25 protein-coding genes are annotated in these 25,257 nt (G+C 58.0%); 6 read left to right on the top strand and 19 right to left on the bottom strand.

Features of this window, described 5'->3' with window-relative positions:
• Nucleotides 1–12: 12 nt before the first annotated feature.
• Nucleotides 13–486 carry a protein CreA gene (gene creA / locus RTE01_RS08235; RefSeq protein WP_041143962.1) on the bottom strand — a complete coding sequence of 158 codons (474 nt, stop codon included), beginning with the start codon at nucleotides 484–486 and terminating at the stop codon, nucleotides 13–15.
• A gap of 208 nt (nucleotides 487–694) precedes the next feature.
• Between creA and robA the strand changes: the two genes are divergently transcribed.
• Nucleotides 695–1,564, top strand: coding sequence for an MDR efflux pump AcrAB transcriptional activator RobA (gene robA / locus RTE01_RS08230; RefSeq protein WP_041143961.1), 870 nt, complete (start codon nucleotides 695–697; stop codon nucleotides 1,562–1,564).
• Here the strand turns inward: robA and gpmB are convergent.
• Nucleotides 1,561–2,208: a 2,3-diphosphoglycerate-dependent phosphoglycerate mutase GpmB gene (gpmB, locus tag RTE01_RS08225; protein WP_134525228.1), complete on the bottom strand. Its 648-nt coding sequence runs from the start codon at nucleotides 2,206–2,208 to the stop codon at nucleotides 1,561–1,563. The two genes, robA and gpmB, sit on opposite strands and share 4 nt — an antisense overlap.
• A gap of 113 nt (nucleotides 2,209–2,321) precedes the next feature.
• Here gpmB and yjjX point away from each other — a divergent pair, with 113 nt between their 5' ends.
• The gene (yjjX, locus tag RTE01_RS08220; protein ID WP_041143959.1) at nucleotides 2,322–2,837 is read left to right on the top strand and encodes an inosine/xanthosine triphosphatase; all 516 of its coding nucleotides are present in this window, start codon (nucleotides 2,322–2,324) and stop codon (nucleotides 2,835–2,837) included.
• On the opposite strand, the gene trpR is transcribed toward yjjX, so the two are convergent.
• Nucleotides 2,824–3,156, bottom strand: coding sequence for a trp operon repressor (trpR, locus tag RTE01_RS08215; RefSeq protein ID WP_041143958.1), 333 nt, complete (start codon nucleotides 3,154–3,156; stop codon nucleotides 2,824–2,826). The two genes, yjjX and trpR, sit on opposite strands and share 14 nt — an antisense overlap.
• Nucleotides 3,157–3,301: 145 nt before the next feature.
• Nucleotides 3,302–5,239 carry a murein transglycosylase gene (gene sltY, locus RTE01_RS08210; RefSeq protein WP_041143957.1) on the bottom strand — a complete coding sequence of 646 codons (1,938 nt, stop codon included), beginning with the start codon at nucleotides 5,237–5,239 and terminating at the stop codon, nucleotides 3,302–3,304.
• A gap of 269 nt (nucleotides 5,240–5,508) precedes the next feature.
• Here sltY and ettA point away from each other — a divergent pair, with 269 nt between their 5' ends.
• Complete coding sequence (ettA, locus tag RTE01_RS08205) at nucleotides 5,509–7,176, top strand: energy-dependent translational throttle protein EttA (RefSeq protein WP_041143956.1); 1,668 nt, start codon at nucleotides 5,509–5,511, stop codon at nucleotides 7,174–7,176.
• An 86-nt stretch (nucleotides 7,177–7,262) separates the two neighbouring features.
• Here ettA and nadR read toward each other — a convergent pair whose 3' ends face one another.
• The 3 genes from nadR to serB all read right to left on the bottom strand — a co-directional run bounded on the left by nadR (nucleotide 7,263) and on the right by serB (nucleotide 10,973).
• The gene (gene nadR / locus RTE01_RS08200) at nucleotides 7,263–8,495 is read right to left on the bottom strand and encodes a multifunctional transcriptional regulator/nicotinamide-nucleotide adenylyltransferase/ribosylnicotinamide kinase NadR (protein WP_041143955.1); all 1,233 of its coding nucleotides are present in this window, start codon (nucleotides 8,493–8,495) and stop codon (nucleotides 7,263–7,265) included.
• 114 nt (nucleotides 8,496–8,609) lie between these two features.
• Nucleotides 8,610–9,992, bottom strand: coding sequence for a DNA repair protein RadA (radA, locus tag RTE01_RS08195; RefSeq protein WP_041143954.1), 1,383 nt, complete (start codon nucleotides 9,990–9,992; stop codon nucleotides 8,610–8,612).
• Between the two features lie 9 nt (nucleotides 9,993–10,001).
• Nucleotides 10,002–10,973 (bottom strand): phosphoserine phosphatase, encoded by a 972-nt coding sequence (gene serB, locus RTE01_RS08190; protein WP_041143953.1) that lies wholly within the window; start codon nucleotides 10,971–10,973, stop codon nucleotides 10,002–10,004.
• Between the two features lie 103 nt (nucleotides 10,974–11,076).
• Between serB and RTE01_RS08185 the strand changes: the two genes are divergently transcribed.
• Nucleotides 11,077–11,724, top strand: coding sequence for a YtjB family periplasmic protein (locus tag RTE01_RS08185; protein ID WP_041143952.1), 648 nt, complete (start codon nucleotides 11,077–11,079; stop codon nucleotides 11,722–11,724).
• A complete protein-coding gene (gene lplA, locus RTE01_RS08180) occupies nucleotides 11,724–12,740 on the top strand; it encodes a lipoate--protein ligase LplA (RefSeq protein WP_041143951.1) in 1,017 nt (338 codons plus the stop codon). The genes RTE01_RS08185 and lplA overlap by 1 nt, the downstream gene beginning before the upstream one ends.
• 85 nt (nucleotides 12,741–12,825) lie before the next feature.
• On the opposite strand, the gene deoD is transcribed toward lplA, so the two are convergent.
• From deoD to RTE01_RS08120, 12 genes are all read right to left on the bottom strand, one after another.
• Nucleotides 12,826–13,545, bottom strand: a complete 720-nt coding sequence (gene deoD / locus RTE01_RS08175) for a purine-nucleoside phosphorylase (RefSeq protein WP_041143950.1) — start codon at nucleotides 13,543–13,545, stop codon at nucleotides 12,826–12,828.
• A gap of 57 nt (nucleotides 13,546–13,602) precedes the next feature.
• Nucleotides 13,603–14,826: a phosphopentomutase gene (gene deoB / locus RTE01_RS08170; RefSeq protein ID WP_076946445.1), complete on the bottom strand. Its 1,224-nt coding sequence runs from the start codon at nucleotides 14,824–14,826 to the stop codon at nucleotides 13,603–13,605.
• Between the two features lie 52 nt (nucleotides 14,827–14,878).
• The gene (deoA, locus tag RTE01_RS08165) at nucleotides 14,879–16,201 is read right to left on the bottom strand and encodes a thymidine phosphorylase (protein WP_041143948.1); all 1,323 of its coding nucleotides are present in this window, start codon (nucleotides 16,199–16,201) and stop codon (nucleotides 14,879–14,881) included.
• A gap of 156 nt (nucleotides 16,202–16,357) precedes the next feature.
• Nucleotides 16,358–17,137: a deoxyribose-phosphate aldolase gene (gene deoC, locus RTE01_RS08160; RefSeq protein ID WP_041143947.1), complete on the bottom strand. Its 780-nt coding sequence runs from the start codon at nucleotides 17,135–17,137 to the stop codon at nucleotides 16,358–16,360.
• Between the two features lie 439 nt (nucleotides 17,138–17,576).
• Complete coding sequence (locus RTE01_RS08155) at nucleotides 17,577–18,356, bottom strand: TatD family hydrolase (RefSeq protein ID WP_134525227.1); 780 nt, start codon at nucleotides 18,354–18,356, stop codon at nucleotides 17,577–17,579.
• Nucleotides 18,353–19,426, bottom strand: a complete 1,074-nt coding sequence (locus tag RTE01_RS08150; RefSeq protein WP_041143945.1) for a patatin-like phospholipase family protein — start codon at nucleotides 19,424–19,426, stop codon at nucleotides 18,353–18,355. The genes RTE01_RS08155 and RTE01_RS08150 overlap by 4 nt, the downstream gene beginning before the upstream one ends.
• A gap of 142 nt (nucleotides 19,427–19,568) precedes the next feature.
• Entirely contained in the window at nucleotides 19,569–19,730 is a 162-nt protein-coding gene (locus RTE01_RS08145) for a DUF1328 domain-containing protein (protein ID WP_004857650.1), read from the bottom strand.
• Between the two features lie 121 nt (nucleotides 19,731–19,851).
• Nucleotides 19,852–20,463 carry a molecular chaperone OsmY gene (osmY, locus tag RTE01_RS08140; protein ID WP_134525226.1) on the bottom strand — a complete coding sequence of 204 codons (612 nt, stop codon included), beginning with the start codon at nucleotides 20,461–20,463 and terminating at the stop codon, nucleotides 19,852–19,854.
• A gap of 218 nt (nucleotides 20,464–20,681) precedes the next feature.
• A complete protein-coding gene (gene prfC / locus RTE01_RS08135; RefSeq protein ID WP_041143943.1) occupies nucleotides 20,682–22,271 on the bottom strand; it encodes a peptide chain release factor 3 in 1,590 nt (529 codons plus the stop codon).
• A 91-nt stretch (nucleotides 22,272–22,362) separates the two neighbouring features.
• Nucleotides 22,363–23,040 (bottom strand): pyrimidine 5'-nucleotidase, encoded by a 678-nt coding sequence (yjjG, locus tag RTE01_RS08130; protein WP_076946448.1) that lies wholly within the window; start codon nucleotides 23,038–23,040, stop codon nucleotides 22,363–22,365.
• A gap of 14 nt (nucleotides 23,041–23,054) precedes the next feature.
• A complete protein-coding gene (gene rimI / locus RTE01_RS08125) occupies nucleotides 23,055–23,501 on the bottom strand; it encodes a ribosomal protein S18-alanine N-acetyltransferase (protein ID WP_041143941.1) in 447 nt (148 codons plus the stop codon).
• Complete coding sequence (locus RTE01_RS08120; RefSeq protein WP_041143940.1) at nucleotides 23,470–23,883, bottom strand: DNA polymerase III subunit psi; 414 nt, start codon at nucleotides 23,881–23,883, stop codon at nucleotides 23,470–23,472. The genes rimI and RTE01_RS08120 overlap by 32 nt, the downstream gene beginning before the upstream one ends.
• A 175-nt stretch (nucleotides 23,884–24,058) precedes the next feature.
• Between RTE01_RS08120 and rsmC the strand changes: the two genes are divergently transcribed.
• Complete coding sequence (gene rsmC, locus RTE01_RS08115) at nucleotides 24,059–25,087, top strand: 16S rRNA (guanine(1207)-N(2))-methyltransferase RsmC (protein WP_041143939.1); 1,029 nt, start codon at nucleotides 24,059–24,061, stop codon at nucleotides 25,085–25,087.
• Nucleotides 25,088–25,257: the final 170 nt, after the last annotated feature.

Raw genomic sequence — 25,257 nt, 5'->3', positions numbered from 1 at the left:
CGTCGTTCCCTGTTATTTATTCCACGGCATGATCGGCACGGCGCTGATCGCATTCTTCGGCGATCCGTCAACGACCTTATCGGAATAGCTCATGTAGATCAGGGCGTTACGCTTGCTATCGTAAAAACGGACGACCTGCAGCTTTTTAAACACCAGCGAGGTGCGTTTCTGGAACACAACGTCTCCCTGCGACTTGCCGTTTTTGATCTTATCGGTCACTTCAATCGGCCCGACCTGCTGGCAGGAGATCGCCGCGTCAGAGGTATCTTCAGCCAGTCCCAGACCGCCCTTAATGCCGCCGGTTTTCGCCCGGCTGATATAGCAGGTCACGTTCTGCACGTCCGGATCGTCAAAGGCTTCAACGACGATCTTATGGTCCGGGCCGAAGAATTTGAAGACGGTATCCACCGAGCCAATCTGTTCCGCCTGAGCCGCCTGGCCGCCGGCCAGTAAAAGCAGTCCGATCATTAACTTCTTGTATTTCATATTGTTACCATTTTTTAGAATTTCCCCGAGCGATGATTATCTGCTCAATGGAAAAGGTTTATAGATCACAGCTTTACAAAAATAGCGGGGATGTTCGCTGACAAATCGCATTTAAAAGCAAAAAAAACACTGAATGCTAAAACATCAAAAAATGCTATTATCCGCTACCTTAGTAGCAGGCACCTAAGTTTAAGGATGAGGACATTTTATGGATCAAGCAGGGATTATTCGCGATCTCCTTAGCTGGCTGGAAGGTCACCTGGATCAGCCGCTGTCGTTGGACAATGTGGCAGCGAAGGCTGGTTATTCCAAGTGGCATTTGCAAAGAATGTTCAAAGACGTGACAGGCCATGCCATAGGTGCCTATATCCGCGCGCGCCGTTTATCAAAATCGGCGGTGGCTCTGCGCCTGACCGCGCGTCCGATCCTCGACATTGCGCTACAGTACCGCTTCGACTCTCAGCAAACCTTTACCCGCGCGTTTAAAAAGCAGTTCTCCCTGACGCCTGCGCTCTACCGCCGCTCCCCTGACTGGAGCTCTTACGGTATGCGTCCTCCCCTGCGACTGGGTGAATTCACCATGCCACAGCATGAGTTTATCACCCTGAGCAATACGCCACTGATTGGCGTAACCCAGAGCTATACCTGTAAGCTGGAGGAGATCTCTGATTTCCGTAGCCAGATGCGCGTGCAGTTCTGGCGGGATTTCCTCGGCAATTCGCCGTCGATTCCGCCTACCCTTTACGGCCTGCATGAGCCGCGCCCAAGTCTTGAGAAAGATGACGAGCAGGAGGTCTTCTATACCACGGCCGTAACGCCGGAGATGGCTAACGGTCACCTGCACAATTCGCATCCGATCGCCCTGGAAGGCGGTGAGTACGTGATGTTCACCTATGAAGGATTAGGGACCGGGCTGCAGGAGTTTATCCTGACGGTGTACGGCACCTGTATGCCGATGCTGAACCTCACTCGCCGCAAGGGCCTGGATATCGAACGCTTCTTCCCTGAGGATGAAAGCCGGGATCAGGATACGCCGATTCAGCTACGCTGCGAGTACCTGATCCCGATCCGCCGCTAGCGCTGCAGTTCGTCCATCGCGGGGGCATCAAGATGCGAAATATCCCCCGCGGTCTCCACCACCCAGCCTGAAGCCAGCCACGGGCTTTGCTGATAGTCAACGCGCGAAATGGAACAGTTACGCAGGCGCAGCCGACGTTCAGCGTGCGCGGGCAGGCCAAGAATCGTGCTCACCAGACAGCCCAACGCCATGCCGTGACTTACCAGCAGCGGCCGACTCCCCTCAGGCAGCTCCAGACAGGAGGTCAGCGCCGCGTGCATACGCTGGCTGAGCTCCTGCATCGACTCACCTTGCGGAATACGCCCGTCCGGGGTGCCGTTAACCAGCCGACGACGCCAGCCTTCCTCTTCCGCGCTCAGCGAATCGATATGGCGTTTCTCAAGAACCCCCATATCCAGCTCGCGCAGGCGTGAGTCGAGGACGACGCTGCAGCCGCAGGCTTCCGCGATAATTTCTGCCGTTCGCCGCGTACGGCCTAAATCGCTGGCAATAATATGCGTAATGTTCAGCGTTCTGGCGCGTTCGCCAACCTGCCAGGCCTGGCGCTCACCGTGGACGGTTAGCGGACTGTCGGACTGGCCCTGAATACGTCGCTCGGCGTTCCACTGCGTTTCACCGTGGCGAACAAGGTGTACCTGTAACATGCTTTTTATCCGTTCTGTGCTCTTCACAATTTCGGCTAGCGGGCCGGTGGCCTGCAGCGAAAACGATTTGGAGTATACTGCGATGACGTTAATTTATTCTGAGTTGTTTGATTATGCACCATGTTGTCTCAGCTACCACTAATCCCGCCAAAATTCAGGCAATTCTGCAGGCTTTTAACGAGATCTTCGGCGAAGGATCCTGCCACATTGAGTCCGTCTCCGTCGAGAGCGGCGTGCCGGAACAGCCGTTTGGCAACGACGAAACGCGCGCTGGCGCACGAAATCGGGTCGTAAACGCGCGGGCTGCGCGCCCGGATGCCGATTTCTGGGTCGCCATTGAGGCCGGGATCGACGACGGCAGTACGTTTAGCTGGGTCGTTATCGAAAATAGCCTGCAGCGCGGCGAAGCGCGCTCGGCCACGCTGCCGCTGCCGGCGGCAATCCTCGAACAGGTCCGCGCCGGCGAAGCCTTAGGGCCGGTGATGTCACAGCATACCGGCATCGATGAAATTGGCCGTAAAGAGGGGGCTATCGGCATTTTTACCGCCGGTAAGCTGACGCGCAGCAGCGTTTATCATCAGGCGGTAGTGCTGGCGCTTAGCCCGTTTCATAACGCTATTTATCGTTAACGTTCAGCAGCGCCTGCTCCAGCCACTGTCGCAGCTCGGGGGGCGCTGATTTCAGGCTATTTGAGCCGCGGGTAATGGTGGCAATCCCGGCGCCGAGCTCGCTTTTCAGCTCGCGCTGGCTCATCTCTCCGCGCAGCAGCTCTTCAATAATCCGCACGCGGGTGCCCAGCGCCTCGCGCTCATCGGGCGTCAGCATCAGCTGCAGCAGCGGCAGGTGCAGATCGTCGGCGTACGCCTGCTGAAGCAGGGCCACGAAACGAAGCCACTCCTGATGACGTTGTTCGGCCACCGCCGCTGAATAAGGGGATTGTTGGGTCATGTTGCGCCGCCATGTTAAGGCCGACGGCTCGAGCCGCCGAGCGTGTGTACTCATTAACGAGTACAAAGCATAGCATACTCCGGTCAATACTCTATGGATTTCGGGCGGCATAGCAAAATGCTATACCGCCCGCAGGCCGTCGGCGTTAGTAACGCTGCTGCCACTCCGCATCGGTGAGCATGCCCGCTTTCTCACCCATGAAGTAGCGATAGTAGGCGTCATAGGAGAGCACGTTCTTCACGTAGCCGCGCGTTTCCGAGAACGGAATGCTCTCGATAAACGCCACCGCGTCGATCCGACCGGCGCTATTGCTCCGCCAGGTGCGCACCCGTCCAGGCCCGGCGTTGTAGGCGGCGGATGCGTAAATGCGGTTATTGCCGAACTGCTGATAAACGTACTGCAGATAGCTGGTGCCAATATTAATATTGGTCTCCGGATCCAGCAGCTGCGACGGGCCGCCGTAGCCGGCAATATTAAACATCCCAACCGTATGGGTAGCGGTACCCGGCATAATCTGCATCAGGCCGCTGGCGCCAACCGGCGAGCGGACCTTCGGGTTCCAGGCGCTCTCCTGACGGGCAATCGCCATGGCGTAGCTTTGCGAAATGTCTTTGCCGCTGATGTAGCGGGAGAAAAGATCGTTCCAGGCCAGCGGGAAACGCTCTTCCAGCTGATCCCACAGCTTCCCGGCGATGGTGGCCTGAACGCTCAGATCCCACCAGTGCTGGTTGAAGGCATAGCGCGCCAGCTGCGCCTGCTGATCTTTGGTTCGGCTGGTCACCAGGTTGGCCCACTCGCTGCGCGCGGTGTTGTCCATATTCCAGTACATCAGCTCGCGCACCCTGGCCATTTCCGGCCCCGAGGTCAGCGCCGAATCAAGGGTGGCGGGCGCCTTGTCGATACGGAAGGTGAACGCTTCGCCCAGCCGCTGGGCGGCAATCATCGGGTAGAAACCGCGCTGCTGCATCAGCGAACGGAGGATGGCTTTCGCTTCATCATCACGCCCGCGCTCCAGCAGCAAATCGGCCTGCCAGTAGCGCCACTCGTCTTTCTCTTTGGCCTCCATCGGCAGCCGCGCCAGCCAGGTGTTCAGGCCGTGACGATCGCCGGTCCCCAGCGCCATGCGCACGCGGCGCTCCACCAGCGGCGTGGACTGCGAGCGCATAATGGCGTCATCGCGCCAGGCCGCCTGCTCGTCGGTCACGTCGGTGCCCATCAGGCGCCAGGCCACGATATCGCGCAGCGCCTGGGTTTGATCGTCATTGAGCTGCTGCGCCTGGACCAGCGAAGGGATCATCAGCCGGGCGTTTTCAACGTCCTGACGCGCCACGCTCTCAAAGGCCACCGCCGCCATCTGGCGGGTGAAATCGGTGGCTCCGGTGGTGCGGGCAAAATTCATCACGGTATTCGGATCGTTAGCCAGCGCCACGATCGCCGAAGAGATGGTCAGATACTCAGGCGGCATCTGCTGCGCCAGCGATCGCACCAGGCTGGTGTTGCCCGCCTTCATCGCCAGGCGGATGCGTTCGAGCCAGGCCAGCGGGTCCTGCTGGCCGGAGGCGCGCCAGGCGCTAAACAGCGCGTCGCACGCGTTGGGCTGGCTTTTACCGGTGAGCCACAGCGTTTTTGCACCGTCCCAGGCCTCCTGCGCCTGGCCAACGCTCAGCTTCGCATAGTAATAGTTACACTGCGCTTCGGTGCTGACCGGCTTGTCGGGGCTAAACGCCAGCAGACCTTGCCAGTCGCTGCGGCGAGCCAGCTCATTGACGAAGCGTGATTTCAGGGAGCGCGCGGGCGGAAGCGTGGGGTTAGCCTCAATAAAATTCTTCACCACCAGCGTCGGCTGGTTCATCAGGTCATCGGTTATCTGCCGGTACTGGAGGTACGGGTATAACGGATAGGTCGACAGCGTGGGCATCAGCTCGTCGACGACCGACATCTGCCGGCTATCCCACGCCTGCTTAATTTGGGCATAGCGACTGCGCTGTTCATCCAGTGAATCCGCATGCGCCAGCTGGCTAAGCGTCAGCAGACTTACGCTGGCAGCCAGAAGATGCCATGCCGTAGTTTTGGCCTTTTCCACAAGCTATTCCCCTATTGAAGTCCATCAGAGCAGCATCGTGCCGCTTTTAAAATATTCCGGTATCGCTTTAGATATGCTAACCAGACAACGCCAAACGCGCCACGTCCTGAACATTTTTTTACTCTTCTGTGAATCCCATCGCCTCTCTGGGATTAAAGCGCGAAAAAGGCTACACTTCGCCTTTGAAAACTATTCACTACCCTACTCAAAATCATTCTCGCTGATGCAGCCTGAAGGATGAAGAGTATATAAAAGAGGCGAAGTCCAACGTGGCTCAATTCGTTTATACCATGCATCGTGTCGGCAAAGTGGTTCCGCCGAAACGTCATATTTTGAAAAATATCTCCCTGAGCTTCTTCCCTGGCGCGAAGATCGGCGTTCTCGGCCTGAACGGCGCCGGTAAGTCCACCCTGCTGCGCATTATGGCCGGTATCGATACCGATATCGAAGGCGAAGCCCGCCCGCAGCCGGGCCTTAAGATTGGCTACCTGCCGCAGGAACCGAAGCTTAACCCGGAGCAGACCGTTCGCGAGTCCGTGGAAGAAGCGGTTGCCGAAGTGGTTAACGCCCTGAAAGGCCTCGATGAGGTGTACGCTAAGTACGCCGAGCCGGATGCCGATTTCGACAAGCTCGCCGCCCAGCAGGGCAAGTTCGAGGAGATAATCCAGGCGCACGACGGCCATAACCTGAACGTCCAGCTCGAGCGCGCGGCCGACGCCCTGCGCCTGCCGGACTGGGATGCCAAAATCGCTAATCTCTCCGGTGGTGAACGCCGCCGCGTGGCGCTGTGCCGCCTGCTGCTTGAAAAACCGGACATGCTGCTGCTCGACGAACCAACCAACCACCTGGATGCCGAATCCGTGGCCTGGCTGGAACGCTTCCTGCACGACTTCGAAGGCACCGTTGTGGCCATTACCCACGACCGTTACTTCCTCGATAACGTCGCTGGCTGGATCCTCGAGCTCGACCGCGGTGAAGGCATTCCATGGGAAGGTAACTACTCCTCCTGGCTGGAGCAGAAAGATCAGCGTCTGGCCCAGGAAGCCTCTCAGGAAGCGGCGCGCCGCAAGTCCATTGAGAAAGAGCTGGAGTGGGTCCGCCAGGGCGCCAAAGGCCGTCAGTCTAAGGGCAAAGCCCGTCTGGCGCGCTTCGAAGAGCTCAACAGCGTTGAATACCAGAAACGTAACGAAACCAACGAACTGTTTATTCCGCCTGGAGCACGTCTGGGGGATAAAGTCGTTGAGGTCACCAATCTGCGTAAATCCTACGGCGATCGCCTGCTGATTGACGACCTGAACTTCTCGGTACCGAAAGGGGCCATCGTCGGGATCATCGGGCCAAACGGCGCGGGTAAATCCACCCTGTTCCGCATGATGTCCGGTCAGGAACAGCCTGACGCCGGTTCTATCACCCTGGGTGATACCGTCAAGCTGGCCTCCGTCGATCAGTTCCGTGACGCCATGGATAACAGCAAAACCGTGTGGGAAGAGGTCTCCGGCGGGCTGGATATCATGAAGATCGGCAACACCGAGATGCCGAGCCGCGCCTACGTTGGCCGCTTTAACTTCAAGGGCGTCGATCAGGGCAAACGCGTCGGCGAACTGTCCGGCGGCGAGCGCGGTCGTCTGCACCTCGCCAAGCTGCTGCAGGTTGGCGGTAACGTTCTGCTGCTCGATGAACCAACCAACGACCTGGATATCGAAACCCTGCGCGCGTTAGAAAACGCCCTGCTGGAGTTCCCGGGCTGTGCGATGGTTATCTCGCACGACCGCTGGTTCCTTGACCGCGTCGCGACCCACATTCTGGATTACCAGGATGAAGGCAAGGTGGAGTTCTTCGAAGGTAACTTTACCGAATACGAAGAGTACAAGAAGCGCACCCTCGGCGCCGATGCGCTGGAGCCGAAGCGCATCAAGTACAAGCGTATTGCCAAGTAATAAGAACAGGTAATAAAAAACGGGTGGCCCAGGCCACCCGTTTTTCTGTTCATCGCCGCCGCCGCATAATTCGGCCATCGCGCCCGTTAGCCCGGCTCGCCCATCAGCTGCTTCACCAGCTCGACGCAGCGCAGAAAGCGCGTATCGTAGTCCGCCTCTTTCACGTGCACGAAGTTTATTTCGTTCTCTTTCAGCAACGACACCAGCAGGGTCTGGAACTCCGTCCGATCCACCGAGCTTCCCAGACTGCGTAAACCGTCCGCCACCCACGGCGTGTTGTTCTCCAGCAGGATAACCAGGTCAAAACGGTACTCGTCGATCAGCGCCTGGACGAAGGGATGCTCGCGGCCTTCATACTTCAGACAGAACGCCTGGGTACTGACGAAATCGGTATCGATGAACGCCACTTTATTGGCATATTTCACTGCGAAATCAATGTACTGAGCGTGCCCGAGCGCAATTTTATCATAGTCAGAATACTGCAGCGCCATCTCGTCGCCGCCCAGATGGGAGAAGACGTAGTCCCGGCCATACTCCCAGGCGCTGGTGGTATTGAAGATGTTGGCCAGCTTATTGACCAGCGTCGATTTACCGCTCGATTCGCCGCCGAGGATCGCCACCGTACGCACGAAGAACGGCTTCACTTCGGTGGGGATATATTCCCAGTAGCGGAACGGGTTTTCGCGGATCTGCCCGCCGCTGATGCTCATAAAGGTTCGTTTAGGATCGATCAGTACCGTTTCGATCCCCAGCTGCTCCAGATACTGCGGGGCGTCGGACTCTTCAGAGGAATAGATCCAGTTTGGCTGAATGCCCTTCTCATCCATAAAGGCGCGGATCCCTCGGCTCCAGACGTCCCAGCCGTGCGGATAAGGCTCCATCCCCTCTTCATTAAAGGCGTGAATGCGGATGTTTTTCTGATACTTGAAGGTTTGCAGCAGCCAGCGCAGGCGGTCGGGCACCGTCGGCTGCTGCGACATGGCGCTCTCCTCAAACAGCGCGCGGTCGCGGGTATCGTCATAGCCCATGATGATATGCAGCTCGTCGACCTGGCTGCAGGCACGCTGGATCAAATAGATATGGCCGGTATGCAGCGGGTAAAACTTACCAAACACCACGCCGACGCTTTTTTGCCGACGCGGGAACTCAAGGCCGAGAAAACGGTGCAGCGCTTCCAGCTTCTGCGCGCTCGGGCTTTTAATTTTCGCGTTCAGCAGCTGGCTCAGATAGCCTTTGGTCATCCCGCTGGCTTCAGCCACCTGCTGCAGCGTGCAGCCTTTTTGCTTAATCGCGGTTTTGAGATAGTCGAACGATGACACAAGAGCCTCCTGCTTGAGCAATACTGAAAAATATCCTCTGGGTTTCTGGTGGCAGGAAGGCGGTAAGCGATCGCCGCCAACACACCTGCCGCCGGAAAGACGACGGATATTTAATTATAAGTCGTCAAAAACGCTTAGCGCATCCGCAAGCTTTTTCACGCCAAAGATTTGCATCCCTTCCGGTACTTTTTTCGGCACGTTGGCCGCCGGGACGATGGCGCGGCGGAAGCCGTGCTTGGCCGCCTCGGAGATGCGCTCCTGGCCGCTGGGCACCGGGCGGATCTCGCCGGAGAGCCCCACTTCGCCAAACACCACCAGATCGTGCGGCAGCGGACGATCGCGCAGGCTCGACACCATCGCCAGCAGCAGCGCGAGGTCAGCGCTGGTTTCCGCCACCTTCACCCCGCCAACGACGTTAACAAACACGTCCTGGTCGGCCATCTGCAGGCCGCCATGACGGTGCAGCACCGCCAGCAAAATCGCCAGACGGTTCTGCTCCAGCCCCACGGCCACGCGGCGAGGGTTGGACATCATCGAGTGATCGACCAGCGCCTGAATCTCCACCAGCAGCGGGCGGGTGCCTTCCCAGACCACCATCACCGAGCTACCGGAAGTGACCTCATCGCCGCGGCTGAGGAAAATAGCCGAAGGGTTGCTGATTTCGCGCAGCCCCTGCTCGGTCATCGCGAAGACGCCCAGCTCATTCACCGCGCCGAAGCGGTTCTTATGGCTGCGCAGGGTGCGAAAGCGGGAATCGGCGTCGCCGTCCAGCAGCACAGAGCAGTCAATACAGTGTTCGAGTACCTTCGGTCCGGCCAGCGAGCCGTCTTTGGTGACGTGACCCACCATGATAATCGCCACGTCGCGGGTTTTCGCAAACCGCGTCAGGTAGGCGGCGGTCTCACGCACCTGGGCCACGCTGCCCGGCGAGGACTGCACGTCGGCCATATGCATCACCTGGATGGAGTCGATGACCATCAGTTGAGGCTTCTCTTCGTCGGCGATCTGGCAAATTTGCTCAATGCTGGTTTCGGAGAGCATGTTGAGATTGGCCGTTGGCAGCCCCAAACGATGCGCGCGCATCGCCACCTGCTGCAGCGACTCTTCCCCGGTGACGTACAGGGTTTTCATGCCTTCCGCCAGCCGGCACAGGGTCTGGAGCAGCAGCGTCGATTTCCCCGCGCCCGGGCTGCCGCCAATCAGAATGGCGCTCCCCGGCACCACGCCGCCGCCAAGCACGCGATCAAACTCCTTAAAGCCGGTGGAAAAGCGCGGCAGCGCCTCAAGGCTGATCTCCGAAAGTTTCTGCACTTTCGACACGCCGGCATTACCGGCGTAGCCCGTCAGACGCTCGTTTCTCGCCACCTGCGGCGAAGCGGCAATACGCACCTCGGTGATGGTATTCCAGGCATGACAGGCGCTGCACTGCCCCTGCCAGCGGGGGTAATCCGCACCACATTCATTACAGACAAATGCGCGTTTTGGAGCTTTCGCCACGTTAACCTCTTACTTTTGGTTCATGCTGCCCGAGAGAATACAGAATACCCCCATCAGGTCAGCGTGGCGGATTGTCACTTCCGCCAGCTCGTTGACTTTTGGTTTTGCATGATAGGCGATACCGAGGCCCGCGGCCTTGATCATCGGCAGATCGTTGGCACCGTCGCCAATAGCCACGGTTTGCGCCGGCGGAATTTCATATTTTTCCGCCAGCTTGCGCAGCGTCGCGGCTTTGTATTTAGCGTCGACGATATCACCCGTCACGTTGCCGGTTAGCTTGCCGTCCATGATTTCCAGCTCATTGGCGACCACCGCGTCGAGATGCAGCTTGTCGCGCAGGTACTCCGCAAAGAACGTGAAGCCGCCGGAGGCGATAGCCACCTTCCAGCCCAGCGCTTCCAGCTTCAGCACCAGCTGAGTCAGCCCCGGCATCAGCGGCAGCGCGTCACGCACCTGCAGCAAAATATTCGCATCGGCATCTTTCAGCGTCGCCACCCGCTGGCGCAGGCTGGCGGTAAAGTCCAGCTCGCCGCGCATCGCGCGTTCGGTTACTTCCGATACCAGCTCGCCGGTTCCCGCAAGCTTGGCTATTTCGTCGATACACTCAATCTGAATGGCGGTGGAGTCCATATCCATTACCAGCAGCCCCGGCGAGCGCAGGTGCGGGATTTTACCCAGCGGTGCGACGTCCAGCCCGGCTTCGTGCGCCAGTCGGGTCGCGCGCAGGGTCAGAGAGCCGGCCAGACGAATAACCTGATAGTCTTCAACGACCCAGGAGGCGACGATAACCAGCGCCGCGCCCAGCTCACGCTGCCAGTCGGTTAAACGGCGCTTATTAAGGCCCCGGCCATAGAGCAGCCAGCCGCTGCGTCCGGCGTGATAATCCAGCGGCATGACCTCATCACCGCTCAGCGAAAGCGGTAATCCAGGCCACAGGGAAACATCTTCGGGCAGATCGCACCAGGTCAAACTGTTCGGCATTACGGCTCCAGATTTCTTCATTCAGGCGAGGAAAATAACGCATGAGGCTACCTTGTAACCAGCGCTTCTGGCAACATTAAGCTGCAAATATTAAAGGTGGAATATGGTACGCGCAAAACTGAAATTCCGACTGCATCGCGCCGTCATCGTTCTGATCTGTCTGGCGCTTCTTGTCGCCCTGATGCAGGGAGCCTCGTGGTTCAGCCAGAACAGCCAAAAGCAGCGTAACCCGCAGCTGGAAGAACTGGCCCGCACGCTTGCCCAGCAGGTTTCGCTAAATCTTGCGCCGCTGATGCGCAGCGAGACGCCCGATGAAAAGCGCATCGGCCAGCTGCTGGAGCAGCTGACCCGACAGAGCCGCATCCTGGATGCCGGGGTCTATGACGACCAGGGCGATCTGGTGGCGCGCTCCGGCGAAGGCGTCAACGTGCGCGACAGGCTCGCCCTCGACGGCAAAAAGGCCGGCGGCTACTTTAATCAGCAAATCGTCGAACCTATCCAGGGCAAAAACGGTCCGCTCGGCTACCTGCGCCTGACGCTGGATACCCATACGTTAGCGACCGAGGCGAAACAGGTGGATAATACCACCAATATTCTCCGCCTGATGCTGCTGCTGTCGCTGGCTATCGGCGTCGTGCTGACCCGCACCCTCCTGCAGGGCAAACGCACCCGCTGGCAGCAGTCGCCATTCCTGCTTACCGCCAATAAGCCGGTGGAAGATGAAGACGATGATAAAAAAGGAACCCCCTGATGCCGACGCTACGCCTGCTGCTCTCCGACTCCTACGATCCGTGGTTCAACCTCGCGGTTGAGGAGTCTATTTTCCGCCAGATGCCGGCAACCCAGCGGGTGCTGTTCCTGTGGCGCAACGCCGATACGGTGGTTATTGGCCGGGCGCAAAACCCGTGGAAAGAGTGCAACACCCGCCGGATGGAGGAGGACAACGTGCGTCTGGCCCGCCGCAGCAGCGGCGGTGGCGCCGTTTTTCACGATCTGGGCAATACCTGCTTTACCTTTATGGCGGGCAAGCCCGAGTACGATAAAACCGTCTCCACGCGGATCGTCCTGGAGGCGCTTAACGCGCTGGGCGTCGCGGCGGAAGCCTCCGGGCGCAACGATCTGGTGGTGAAAACCGCCGAAGGTGACCGCAAGGTCTCCGGCTCCGCCTACCGTGAAACCATGGATCGCGGTTTTCACCACGGCACGCTGCTGCTGAACGCCGATTTAAGCCGTCTCGCCAACTACCTCAATCCGGACCAAAAAAAGCTGCAGGCCAAGGGGATAACCTCGGTACGCGGCCGGGTGGCCAATCTGGTGGAGCTGCTGCCGGGCATCACCCACCGTCAGGTTTGCGCCGCCATCGAAGAGGCTTTTTTCAAACACTACGGCGAGCGGGTGGAAGCCGAAGTCATTTCGCCGGATAAAACCCCCGATCTGCCTAATTTTGCCGAAACCTTCGCCCGTCAGAGCAGCTGGGAGTGGAATTTTGGCCAGGCACCGGCCTTCTCTCACCTGCTGGATGAGCGCTTTCGCTGGGGAGGCGTCGAGCTGCATTTTGACGTCGAGAAGGGGCATATCACCCGTACGCAGGTATTTACCGACAGCCTGAACCCGGCGCCGCTGGAAGCACTGGCCGCGCGGCTGCAGGGCTGCGCGTATCGCGCCGAGGCGCTGCAGCAGGCGTGCGAGGCGTTACGGGCCGATTTCCCCGAGCAGGAACAGGAGCTAGGCGAGCTGTCCGCATGGATAGCGGGTGCGGTACGCTAATGGCGGGAGGTAGCTATCCGGCCACGGCGTTCGCGCCTTAGCCGGAAACTGCGGCCCTCCCCACGTCGGGGGAGAGCCGTTCATCTTACTCTTGATCGCCCAGCAGAACGGATTCCAGCGCGATTTTGATCATATCGTTGAAGGTGGTCTGACGCTCGGCAGCGGTGGTCTGCTCGTGCGTACGGATATGGTCAGAGACGGTGCAGATGGTCAGCGCTTTTGCACCGAACTCCGCCGCCACGCCGTAGATACCGGCCGCTTCCATTTCCACGCCCAGAATGCCGTATTTTTCCATCACGTCAAACATCGACGGGTCCGGCGTATAGAACAGGTCGGCGGAGAAGATGTTGCCGACGCGCGCGTCAACGCCCAGCGCTTTTGCGGCATCAACGGCGTTGCGCACCATGCCGAAGTCGGCGATAGCGGCAAAGTCATGGTCTTTAAAACGCAGACGGTTCACTTTGGAATCGGTGCAGGCACCCATACCAATAACCACGTCACGCAGCTTCACGTCAGCGCGCACCGCGCCGCAGGAGCCGACGCGAATGATTTTCTTCACGCCGAAATCGGTGATCAGCTCTTTGGTATAGATGGAGCAGGATGGGATACCCATACCGTGGCCCATAACGGAGATTTTGCGACCTTTGTAGGTCCCGGTGAAGCCCAGCATGCCGCGCACGTTGTTCACTTCACGCACATCTTCAAGGAAAGTTTCCGCAATGTGCTTCGCGCGCAGCGGGTCGCCCGGCATCAGAACAACATCAGCGAAATCACCCATCTCGGCGTTAATATGTGGAGTTGCCATCGTTTTATCCTTTTATATTTGAATGCATGAAGGGCGGGAAATTCCCGCCCAAATCCATCAGAACATGGCTTTGCCGTAGTCCATCGCGGAAGTCCCGAAGTAGCTCGCCAGCGTTTGGCCGATGTCCGCGAAGGTTTCACGGTGGCCAAGCGAACCGGGTTTAACCTTCGGACCGTAGACCAGTACCGGAATATGTTCCCGGGTATGGTCGGTGCCCTGCCAGCTTGGGTCACAGCCGTGATCGGCGGTCAGGATCAGAATGTCATCTTCCCCGACCAGCGCCATCAGCTCAGGCAGGCGGCGGTCGAACAGCTCCAGACCCGCGGCGTAGCCGGCGATATCGCGACGGTGGCCCCATGAAGAGTCGAAATCGACGAAGTTGGTGAAGACGATAGTCTTGTCGCCAGCCTCTTTCATCTCTTTGATGGTCGCGTCAAACAGCGCGTCCAGGCCGGTCGCCTTCACTTTTTTGGTGATCCCGCAGTTCGCGTAGATATCGGCAATTTTACCCACCGACACCACGTGGCCGTCTTTCTCATCCACCAGCTTCTGCAGCACGGTGGCGGCAGGCGGCTCAACGGCGAGGTCATGGCGGTTACCGGTGCGCTGGAAGTTACCCGCCTTGTCGCCGATAAACGGACGCGCAATGACGCGGCCGATGTTGTAGCCGCCTTCGGTCAGCTCTTCGCGCGCGATTTCGCACAGCTCATACAGCTTATCGAGACCGTAGGTCTCTTCGTGACAGGCAATCTGGAACACCGAGTCAGCGGAGGTGTAGAAAATCGGCTTGCCGGTTTTCATATGCTCTTCGCCGAGCTGATCCAGAATGACGGTACCGGAAGAGTGGCAGTTGCCGAGGTAGCCCGGCAGATTTGCGCGCTTAACCAGCTTGTCCAGCAGCTCCTGCGGGAAGCTGTTCTCGTGTTCCGGGAAGTAGCCCCAGTCGAACAGCACCGGCACGCCGGCGATTTCCCAGTGGCCTGACGGCGTGTCTTTACCGGAAGAGAGTTCGTGTGCCCACGCATAGGCCCCGACAACTTCCGCATTTCCATCCATTCCAGCCGCGATGGAACCCGTAGAACCTTCATGCGCTTTTACCAGACCGAGACGGGTCAGGTTTGGCAAATTCAGCGGGCCTTTACGGCCGATGTCGGCTTCCCCTTTGGCACAGGCTTGCGCAATGTGTCCGAGGGTATCTGCGCCAACGTCGCCAAAGCGAGCAGCATCTTCAGTCGCACCGATGCCGAAGGAGTCCAGCACCATAATAAATGCACGTTTCATATTATTCTCCGTACCTTTTGCGCTGCAAAAAAGCGATCAGATCAGTATACAGCTATTCAGTAATGCGACGATAGACCGTCGGCGTTTCTTTCGGTGCGGTATCGTCCAGTTTTATTGCCGCCTTCACGGCTTTGGCGGCCTCCTGCCAGCTGGATTCATCTTTCGCGTGAATCACCGCCAGCGGCCGCTGCCCGTCAACGCTATCGCCCAGGCGGGCCATATCGGTAAAGCCGACGCTATAGTCAATCGGGTCGGATGCCTGACGACGACCGCCGCCCATCGACACCACCGCCATGCCCAGCGCGCGGGTGTCCATTTCAGCGACAAACCCTTCACCGTCGGCATAGACCGCCTTGCTCAGCATCGCGGTCGGCAGATATTTATCATAGTTTTCAACGAAATCGTTCGGGCCTTTCTGCGCAGCCACCATTCGGCCAAAGACCTCGGCCGCTTTACCGTTATCCAGCACCGCCTGCAGCTTCGCGCGCGCGTCGGCATCGTTCTGGGCCAGCCTGCCGGAAATCAGCATTTCGACGCACAGCGCCATGGTCACGTCAAACAGACGAGGATTGCGATATTCGCCGGTCAGGAACTGCACCGCTTCGCGGACTTCGACGGCGTTACCGGCGCTGGAGGCCAGCACCTGATTCATATCGGTCAGCAGCGCGGTGGTGCGCACGCCTGCGCCGTTGGAGACGCCAACGATCGCTTCGGCCAGCGCCGCAGAGAGTTCGTAGGTCGGCATAAAGGCGCCGCTGCCCACCTTCACGTCCATCACCAGCGCATCCAGGCCTTCAGCCAGCTTTTTCGCCAGAATAGAGGCGGTGATCAGCGGAATCGAGTCCACCGTCGCGGTAATATCGCGGGTGGCGTAGAAGCGCTTGTCGGCAGGCGCCAGCGAGCTGGTCTGCCCGATGATAGCCACGCCAACATCCTTAATGATGTCGCGGAAACGGCCGTCGTCCGGGAAAATATCAAAACCGGGGATCGCTTCCAGCTTGTCGAGCGTTCCGCCGGTATGTCCCAGTCCACGACCGGAGATCATCGGCACGTAGCCGCCGCAGGCGGCAACCATCGGGCCAAGCATCAGCGACGTGACATCGCCCACGCCGCCGGTGGAGTGCTTATCCACGATCGGCCCGTTAAGATTGAGGCTTTTCCAGTTCAGTACGGTTCCTGAATCCCGCATCGCCATGGTCAGCGAAACGCGTTCTGGCATAGTCATATCGTGGAAAAAAATGGTCATCGCCAGCGCGGCTATCTGCCCTTCGGAGACGGTATTATCGCGTATCCCGTTGATGAAAAAGCGAATTTCATCATCGCTCAGCGCGTGACCATCACGTTTTTTACGAATAATTTCTTGTGCGAGAAACAAGGTAACCCCCTGAGGAATAAGGTCAAACACGACGGGCGGCGTTATCTGCGCCCGTGCTAAAATCCTGAAGCCCGGCCGCACGTTGCGCCGCCGGGGATCTCCCGGCCTCGGCGCTAGCGCGCCTCGTCCGGGATACGGTTATGTCACCGTTACGCCTTAGTAGCTGCTGGCGCTCTTACCGTCGCCGTGGCCCAGCGCTTTCAGCAGGCTAGCCAGCAGGCTGGAGGCGCCGAAGCGGTAGTGGCGCGAGTCGGCCCACTCTGCGCCGAACAGCTCATCGGCAATCGCCAGGAACTGCTGCGCGTCTTCCGCGCTGCGTACGCCGCCCGCTGGCTTAAAGCCTACGGTTTCCTGAACGCCCATATCGCGGATAACTTCCAGCATGATGCGCGCGCTTTCCGGCGTGGCGTTTACCGGCACTTTACCGGTAGAGGTCTTGATGAAATCCGCGCCCGCTTTGATGGAAATTTCGGAAGCTTTGCGGATCAGCGCTTCTTCTTTCAGCTCGCCGGTTTCGATGATCACTTTGAGCAGAACGTTAGCCGCCGCGCAGGCCTCTTTACAGGCTTTAACCAGGTCGAATCCAACCTGCTCGTTGCCGGCAATCAGCGCGCGGTAAGGGAATACCACGTCAACTTCATCGGCGCCGTAGGCGATCGCGGCGCGGGTTTCCGCCAGGGCGATATCGATATCGTCATTACCGTGCGGGAAGTTGGTCACCGTGGCGATATGAATATCCGGCGTGCCCTGCTCATTCAAGGTTTTACGAGCAATCGGGATAAAGCGTGGGTAGATGCAGACTGCCGCCGTGTTACCGACCGGCGTTTTCGCCTGATGACACAGCGCGATCACCTTCTCATTGGTGTCGTCGTCATTCAGGGTGGTCAGGTCCATCAGCTTCAATGCGCGCAGGCTGCTTGCAGATAAATCAGTCATTTCATACTCCGACGGCGTATTGCCGGTTCAATAGTTTGTCACCTTGCGAGTCTGTTACTATTGTAACATCACCTCGCCGCTACACTTCGACATCCATCACAGTTAATGAAAACTAATTACTAACTTGCATAACCATAATGAGATGTAAATCACATAAAAATACCAGTACCCACCATCTCAGCGACAAGTTTTCTTTAAGCATAATCAGAATTCCTCATCGCGCGACAATGTTATTATTATAACATACAAGCAGCCTAAAACTCGACACCAGCGCGCACATATTGTGCTAAAGAAAGAGGGGTTACGTGATTATAGATTGAAAAACAACGATTTTAATCAAAACCTGGAAATGATGGAATTCTAACAAACACAGGAACCGTAGCGTGAGTTTTGCCGCCGCGACGGCCGAGAGGGCGGGTTTCGCTTGTTAAGCGAGATGTTATAGCGTGCCGAACAGCGCTTCGGTGTTGCTCAGGAGAGCCTGGGCGATAACATCTGCCGGCTCCTGGCGCAGCTCGCACAGGGAGGTAAAGACCCGAGCCGCCTGCTCCGGGCGGTTTGGCTCGCCCTGAAAGCCGTTTAGCGGCATATCCGGCGCGTCCGTTTCCAGCAGCAGCGCCGACAGCGGCAGACGCGACATGACCTCGCGCGTTTTACTGGCGCGGGGATAGGTAATGGTGCCGCCAACGCCAATTTTGTATCCTGCCTGCACGAAACGCTCCGCCTGCTGCAGGCTGCCGGCAAAGCCATGCACCACTCCGGTACGCGCCAGAGCGTGCTTTTTCAGCAGCATCGCCAGCTTATCGTGGGTGCGTCGCGAATGAAGGATAACCGGCAAATCATAGCGCTTCGCCAGCCGCAGCTGCGCCTCAAGCACCGCCTGCTGGCGATCAAACTGCGGATCCTCGCGATAGAGATCGAGGCCAATTTCCCCAATCGCCACCAGCTTTGCGCTGCGCTGCTGCAGGCACACTTCAAGCCGCTGAAGGCTGCTCTCATCATGACGCTCAATCACTATCGGATGTAGGCCCAGCGCGGCATACAGCGCATCATGCTGCGCAGCCAGGGCCAGCACGCGGGGAAAATTGTCCGCCTCGGTGGCGGGAACAATAATCCGCATCACTCCTTCACGCGCGGCCCGGGCGATGCTGTCCGTTTCATCATCGGCAAACGGCGGGAAATCGAAATGACAGTGGGTATCGATAAATTGTCGCATCACGCCAGATCCTCATTATCGAAGCTGGCATCGTTGGCCTGCGCGGCGTCAATCAGGGTTGCCTGGTGCGCATCGTTGGCCACGGAAGCCGGCGGCACCACCACCGGCGCGGGCACCGCGAGACGCGGCATATGCCGCAGCAGCGGCGGACGGTCGGCCAGCAGCTTGCCCACCGTTGCCAGGAAATAGCGGCCGCACTGACGGCCGGTTTTATAGTCCTCAAGCAGCGCCGGCAGCCGGCTCCCCAGGGCCATACTTTTTAACGGCTTCTGCGGGTAGATTTCGAGGATCCGCAGCTTATCCGGCGGCTTGTCAATAAACTGCTGGGTGGCGCGGTAGGTGGCCTCATGGTGCTGGACCAGATTGACAAACGGCTGCAGGCTGCTTTCGCCGAGCCAGCGCTCCATACGTTTAAACCACTGCGGGGTATAGTACATCTGCGACGGAACCGTGCGGATCACCACAATCGTCTGCGCGCCGCGTTTTGCGGCCTCCTGCACCGGGATCGCGTCGCTGACGCCGCCGTCGAGATAGCTGATACCGTCAAGCATCACGCCGCTGCGATAAAAACCGGGGATCGCGCTGGAGGCGCGGATCTGATCGAGCCACGTGGACTGCGTCGGGGAAAAGTAGTTAGGGGTATAGTCATCGCCGCGGCAGGCGCACATCCACAGCTCTTTGCCCTGCGCAAACCGATCTTCGGCGTAGCTCATCGCCAGAGGCATTTTTTGCGCCGTGGTCCCCACCAGCCAGTCGAGGTCGATAAGATTTCCGCCGCGCACGAAGCGCATTGGGTCAAAAAACTCGCGGGCGGTGGTGTAACGCGTGATGACCTTGCGCGCGTAGCCCTGCTGGTTGCACATATAGGCTGACAGATTTTGCGCCCCGGCAGAGGTGCCGAGCATAATGTCAAAAGGGTTGAATCCGGCGCGCATAAACTCATCCAGCACCCCGGCGGTAAAAATCCCCCGTTGTCCTCCCCCCTCACACACCAGGCCAAGCTTGCCCGGGTGAAAAGGTTTAACCGATAATGGCGCAATGTTGCCAAGCGTGACGGGAATTCGATGCCCCACTCTGTCTTCCTGTTTGCTTATTCTATCGCCTCAAGGTAACGCAATTTTTAACCCCCTGATACAGCAAAAGCCAGTCATATAGACTGGCTTTATGTAAAACACTATTTCATCAATACGCTTAATGCCACTCTGGCCTTAGCATCTACGGGCGCCGGCGCCCGGTAAACAGGCTGACCAGGAACAGAATAATACCGACGACAAAGACAATTTTTGCCGCCCAGGCTGCCGTACCCGCCAGGCTACCGAATCCTAAAGCGGCGGCAATTAAGGCGATGACCAGAAAAATAATGCCCCATCGAAACATAATGCTCTCCTTACCATAGTGGATAACGGTCGCTTTTCTACGCGCTCAGGTCGCGCAGGCACCAACCCTGTCGTGCTCTGATTAAACGGCAGTCGCCGAAAAATTTATTTAGTGAACGGTGTTATTGGACGCTGAGGTCATTTTTCACGGTTTTTACGCCGGTGACGGCTTTAGCTATCTCAACGGCGCGTTCTGCCTGCTCACGAGACGCCACCGTCCCTGACAGACGCACGGTGCCGGCGCTGGTTTCAACCGTCACCTTCCGCGAAGGGACAATATCGTCGGCCAGCAGCTTCGCTTTGATTTCACTGGTAATCGCCGTATCGCCCGCGTAGCCCTTCAGGCTTGCAGGCTGCTCGTTGGCGACGCTCAGCTTGTCGTTGACCGTCGAGACGCCCTTAACCTCTTTCGCTATTCTGACCGCCTGCTCTTTCTGCTCGGTACTCTCTACCGAGCCGCTCAGGGTGACCGCTTTATTCTCGGTTTTCACCGAGATATCCGTGCTGTGGATGCTTTTATCATCGATCAGCGCCGCCTTAACTCTGGCGGTAATGGTGCTGTCGTCCATAAAGTCGCCGACTTTATTCATCGAGCTATCGACAGCCTGCCCGGCGCTGTTGGCAACGGACTTTGCGCTGTCCGTCGTTGAGTTGTCCGCATATGCCGAGGCGCTGATCATAGCCGAGCCCAAGAAGAGCGCCAGCATCTTGCTGGTATTCTTTCGTCTTGTCATGATGATCTCCTCGTTATTTCTATATCGGTAAAGCTGAATAAGTAGTTTATTAAGCCAGCATTTTGAAAATTGCTTATTAAATATAGTAGAAGGTCGCAAGGAAGGAGGGAAATATGCATAAAAAAATGGGCGAACGGAAAAAATTAAGAACTTTCTTTAGCGGCGGGGACGGCGGGAAAATCGAGCAGAGCGCGGCACAGGCCGCGCTCCAGAAGGGATTAGTGCTCGCGCGTTTTGCGGAACATCACTTCAGGGTAACGCTCCTGAGTCAGGTTAAGGTTCACCATCGTCGGCGCAATATAGGTCAAATTATCGCCGCCATCGAGAGCCAGCTGAATTTCGTTTTTACGTTTAAACTCTTCGAATTTCTTCACGTCGGTCGATTCGACCCAGCGGGCGGTCGCCACGTTGACCGATTCGTAAATCGCTTCCACGTTATATTCGCTCTTCAGGCGCGCAACTACCACGTCAAACTGCAGCACCCCAACGGCCCCGACGATCAGATCGTTATTGGCGATCGGACGGAAGACCTGTACCGCGCCCTCTTCAGAGAGCTGAACCAGCCCTTTGAGCAGCTGTTTTTGCTTCAGCGGATCCTTCAGACGAATACGACGGAACAGCTCCGGCGCGAAGTTCGGAATGCCGGTGAACTTCATCATCTCGCCCTGGGTGAAGGTATCGCCAATCTGAATGGTGCCGTGGTTATGTAAGCCGATAATATCGCCAGGGTAGGCTTCTTCAACGTGCGAGCGATCGCCGGCCATAAAGGTTAGCGCGTCGGAAATCACCACGTCTTTGCCAATACGCACCTGACGCAGCTTCATGCCCTTTTCGTACTGCCCGGAAACCACGCGCATAAAGGCGACGCGGTCGCGGTGTTTCGGGTCCATGTTGGCCTGAATTTTAAACACAAAGCCGGTGAACTTCTCTTCTTCCGCGCGGACTTCGCGCGTATCGGTCTTACGCGGCATCGGCGCGGGCGCCCAATCCACCAGGCCATCCAGCATATGATCGACGCCGAAGTTACCTAAAGCCGTCCCGAAGAAGACCGGGGTGATTTCCCCTGCCAGGAACAGCTCTTTATCAAATTCGTTGGAAGCGCCCTGCACCAGCTCCAGCTCATCGCGCAGCTGCTGCGCGAGGTCTTCACCGACCGCGCTGTCGAGATCCGGGTTATTCAGGCCCTTAATAATGCGGACTTCCTGAATAGTGTGGCCCTTACCGGTCTGATAAAGATACGTTTCATCTTTATAGAGATGGTACACGCCCTTAAACAGCTTCCCGCAGCCAATCGGCCAGGTGATCGGCGCGCAGGCGATGCGCAGCTCGTTTTCAACTTCGTCCAGCAGCTCCATCGGATCGCGGATATCGCGATCGAGCTTGTTCATGAACGTCAGGATCGGCGTGTCGCGCAGACGGGTCACTTCCATCAGCTTACGGGTACGATCTTCGACGCCTTTGGCCGCATCGATAACCATCAGGCAGCAGTCCACCGCCGTCAGCGTACGATAGGTATCTTCAGAGAAGTCTTCGTGGCCCGGGGTATCCAGCAGGTTAACCAGGCTACCGTGATACGGGAACTGCATCACCGACGTGGTAATAGAGATACCACGCTGCTTTTCCATCTCCATCCAGTCCGACTTCGCGTGCTGGTTGGAGCCGCGGCCTTTAACGGTACCGGCGGTTTGAATCGCCTGTCCGAACAGCAGCACCTTTTCGGTGATGGTAGTTTTACCGGCATCCGGGTGAGAAATAATGGCAAAAGTGCGGCGCTTGGCCACCTCCTGCAGATAAGGAGACAACGTCATAATGGAATCTTCTTAGTAAACGCGGCAACCGGCCACGCATGTTAAATACGAAAAATTGCGGCTATTTTACCCATCAACGGGGGGGAGGCAATCAGTGTTTACACAGGAGCTGCTCCAGTTCGCTTAACGAGGTTACCGTCCAGTCCGGGCGGAGATCCTCAGGCAGCTCGCGCTGATGGGCGTTGAGCCAGCAGGTCGCGAGGCCAGCGTTGACGCCGCCGCGAATATCAGACTCTGCGGTATCCCCTACCATCAGCACGCGGGAACGATCCGGGAGGCCCGCCTGCGCCAGGGCGTAGTCAAAGATCCGTGCATCCGGCTTTGCGACGCCGACTTGTTCAGAAATAATCAATAAATCAAAGTGATCGCGCAAACCGGTTCGTTCCAGACGGATCTGCTGCAGCGAGGTGAAGCCGTTGGTAATAATCCCCATTTTCACCTTACCCTGCAGCGCGTTCAGCAGCGATACCGCCCCGGGAAGCGGCGAGCAAATCTCGGCCATGGCGTTCATAAACGCGTCGTTAAGCTCGCCCGGCGGCACGCTAAGGCGGCTGGCCCAGCTATCAAAACGCTGGTGCTGCAGCTGAAGCGAAGTGATGGCGCCGTTTTGATAGTCCACCCACAGCGGCTTATTCACGGCCTGATAGTCCTGAAAATCTTCAGCGGTAAACGTCACGCTATAGTCGAGGAACATCCGCTGTAAACCGGTGAAGGAGTCAAACGTAAACAGCGTTTCATCGGCATCAAAGAAAATCCAGTCCCACTTCATCGTATCACCTTGTCTTACATGCTTAGCGGTAGAGCCATAATGAGTGCATCCTCACGGCCGTCGGCGGTGGGGTAGTAGTTGCGGCGGATGGTCGCCTCGTTAAAGCCCAGGCTTTCATACAGCGCAATGGCCGCAGCGTTAGAGGCGCGAACCTCCAGCCACAGCGTGGCGACGCCGCGTTTTTCGACCTCATCAATCACCCGCTCCAGCAGCTCTCGGCCGAGGCCGCGCCGCTGGAAGGCCGGATCGACGGCGATGTTAAACAGGGTCGCCTCGTCCAGCACAATTTGCGTAATGGCAAAGGCCGCCATTTCACCATCGACCGCCAGCTGGAGATTCAGGTAGCGTTCTCCCTGATTGCTGGCGAAGGTTTGCTCGCTCCACGGAAAAGCGTGGGCGCGGGATTCTATTTGCCAGGCTCGGGGCAAATCAGCCGTGTTGAGGGTAGAAATCGTGTTCATGTGCGCAGATTTGTTGCCAGAGCGCCATACGGGCAGGCGCGCTGGTCTGGAGTTCATCAAAAGCGGGCGAGGTTACCTGTGCGCCCGCCAGCAGCAACGGTGCGTCCGTGCCTAACCGCCAGCTGTTACAGCGGCCGTTCTGTGGCAGCATGGCCACGCGGTCTGGCGTCAGCTGCAGCACCTGATCCGGCGTCAGCGCCAGCGCCCGTAGAACATCACCGATTAGCGGTTCGCTGAGCGACGGCGGATTTTCCGCCACCATTACCAGACGAATATGCCCAGCCAGTGAGATAGCGATTTCGCCCTGCAACGCCCCGGGGCGACGCAGCGACCACTGGGTAATGCCCAGCTGCTGTAATTGCCAGTCTCGTCGGGATGTCATAGCGAAACACTCCTGTTAATCAAGCGCGCAATATAGCAAATCCGTCGTATTTGCGCCAACAAACTCCGCCCCTGTCGGCGGCAGAATACGGCGATGCTCGCAGGGACAGCCAACAAAGAGGCAGCGCTAAGGATAACGTGTATAATCGGCGCCAGTCTTAATGAAGGAGTGTTTCATGTCTGCTTTTACCCCGGCAAGTGAAGTCTTGCTGCGCCACAGTGATGATTTCGAGTCCGCCCGCGTTCTGTTTGCCGGTGACCTGCAGGATGACCTGCCCGCACGTCTGGACACCGCCGCCAGCCGCGTTCACACCCAGCAGTTTCACCACTGGCAGGTGCTGAGCCGCCAGATGGGCGAGAGCGCCAGCTTTGGCCTGGTGGCGCAGGCCAGCGACGTCGCCGATTGCGATACGCTGATTTACTACTGGCCGAAGAACAAGCCGGAAGCCCAGTTCCAGCTGATGAACCTGCTGTCGCTGCTGCCGACCGGTATCGATATTTTCGTGGTCGGTGAAAACCGCAGCGGCGTGCGCAGCGCCGAGCAGATGCTGGCCGACTACGCGCCGCTGACCAAAATTGACAGCGCCCGCCGCTGTGGGCTGTATCACGGTCGTCTGGAAAAACAGCCAACCTTCGATCCTGAGCAGTACTGGGGCGAATATCCGCTCGACAACCTGACGATTAAAACCCTGCCGGGCGTATTCAGCCGCGACGGGCTGGACGTCGGTAGCCAACTGCTGCTCTCAACGCTGACGCCGCATACCAAGGGCAAAGTGCTCGACGTCGGCTGCGGCGCGGGCGTGCTGGCGACCGTACTGGCAAGTCATTCGCCGAAGGTCCGCTTAACCCTCTGTGACGTCAGCGCGCCAGCGGTAGAAGCCAGCCGCGCCACCCTCGCAGCCAACGGCATTGAAGGTGAAGTCTTCGCCAGCAACGTCTTCTCCGAAGTTAACGGCCGGTTTGACATGATCATTTCCAACCCGCCGTTCCATGACGGCCTGCAGACCAGCCAGGAAGCGGCGCAAACCCTGATTCGCGGGGCGGTACGCCACCTCGGCAGCGGCGGCGAGCTGCGCATTGTCGCTAACGCCTTCCTGCCTTATCCGGACGTGCTTGACGAAATCTTCGGCTTCCACGAAGTTCTCGCGCAGACCGGCCGCTTTAAGGTCTACCGTACCGTGATGACCCGCCAGGCGAAGAAATAACGCCTCGCTACCGTCCGGCGACGTCACCGCGCGTCGCCGGCCTTTTACCGCCTCCCGCCGCGCCTTTTTGCAACAATCAATTCCGCCAGCACAATTAACTATTGACGAATAGCTGAAAACCACTAGAATGCGCCTCCGTGGTAACGATACTTTCATAGTATCGATGGTAT

It is taken from the genome of Klebsiella terrigena, assembly GCF_006539725.1.
Taxonomy (GTDB): domain Bacteria; phylum Pseudomonadota; class Gammaproteobacteria; order Enterobacterales; family Enterobacteriaceae; genus Klebsiella; species Klebsiella terrigena.
Note: the sequence above shows the minus strand (reverse complement) of the source record. Positions and strands in the feature narration are given on the sequence as shown.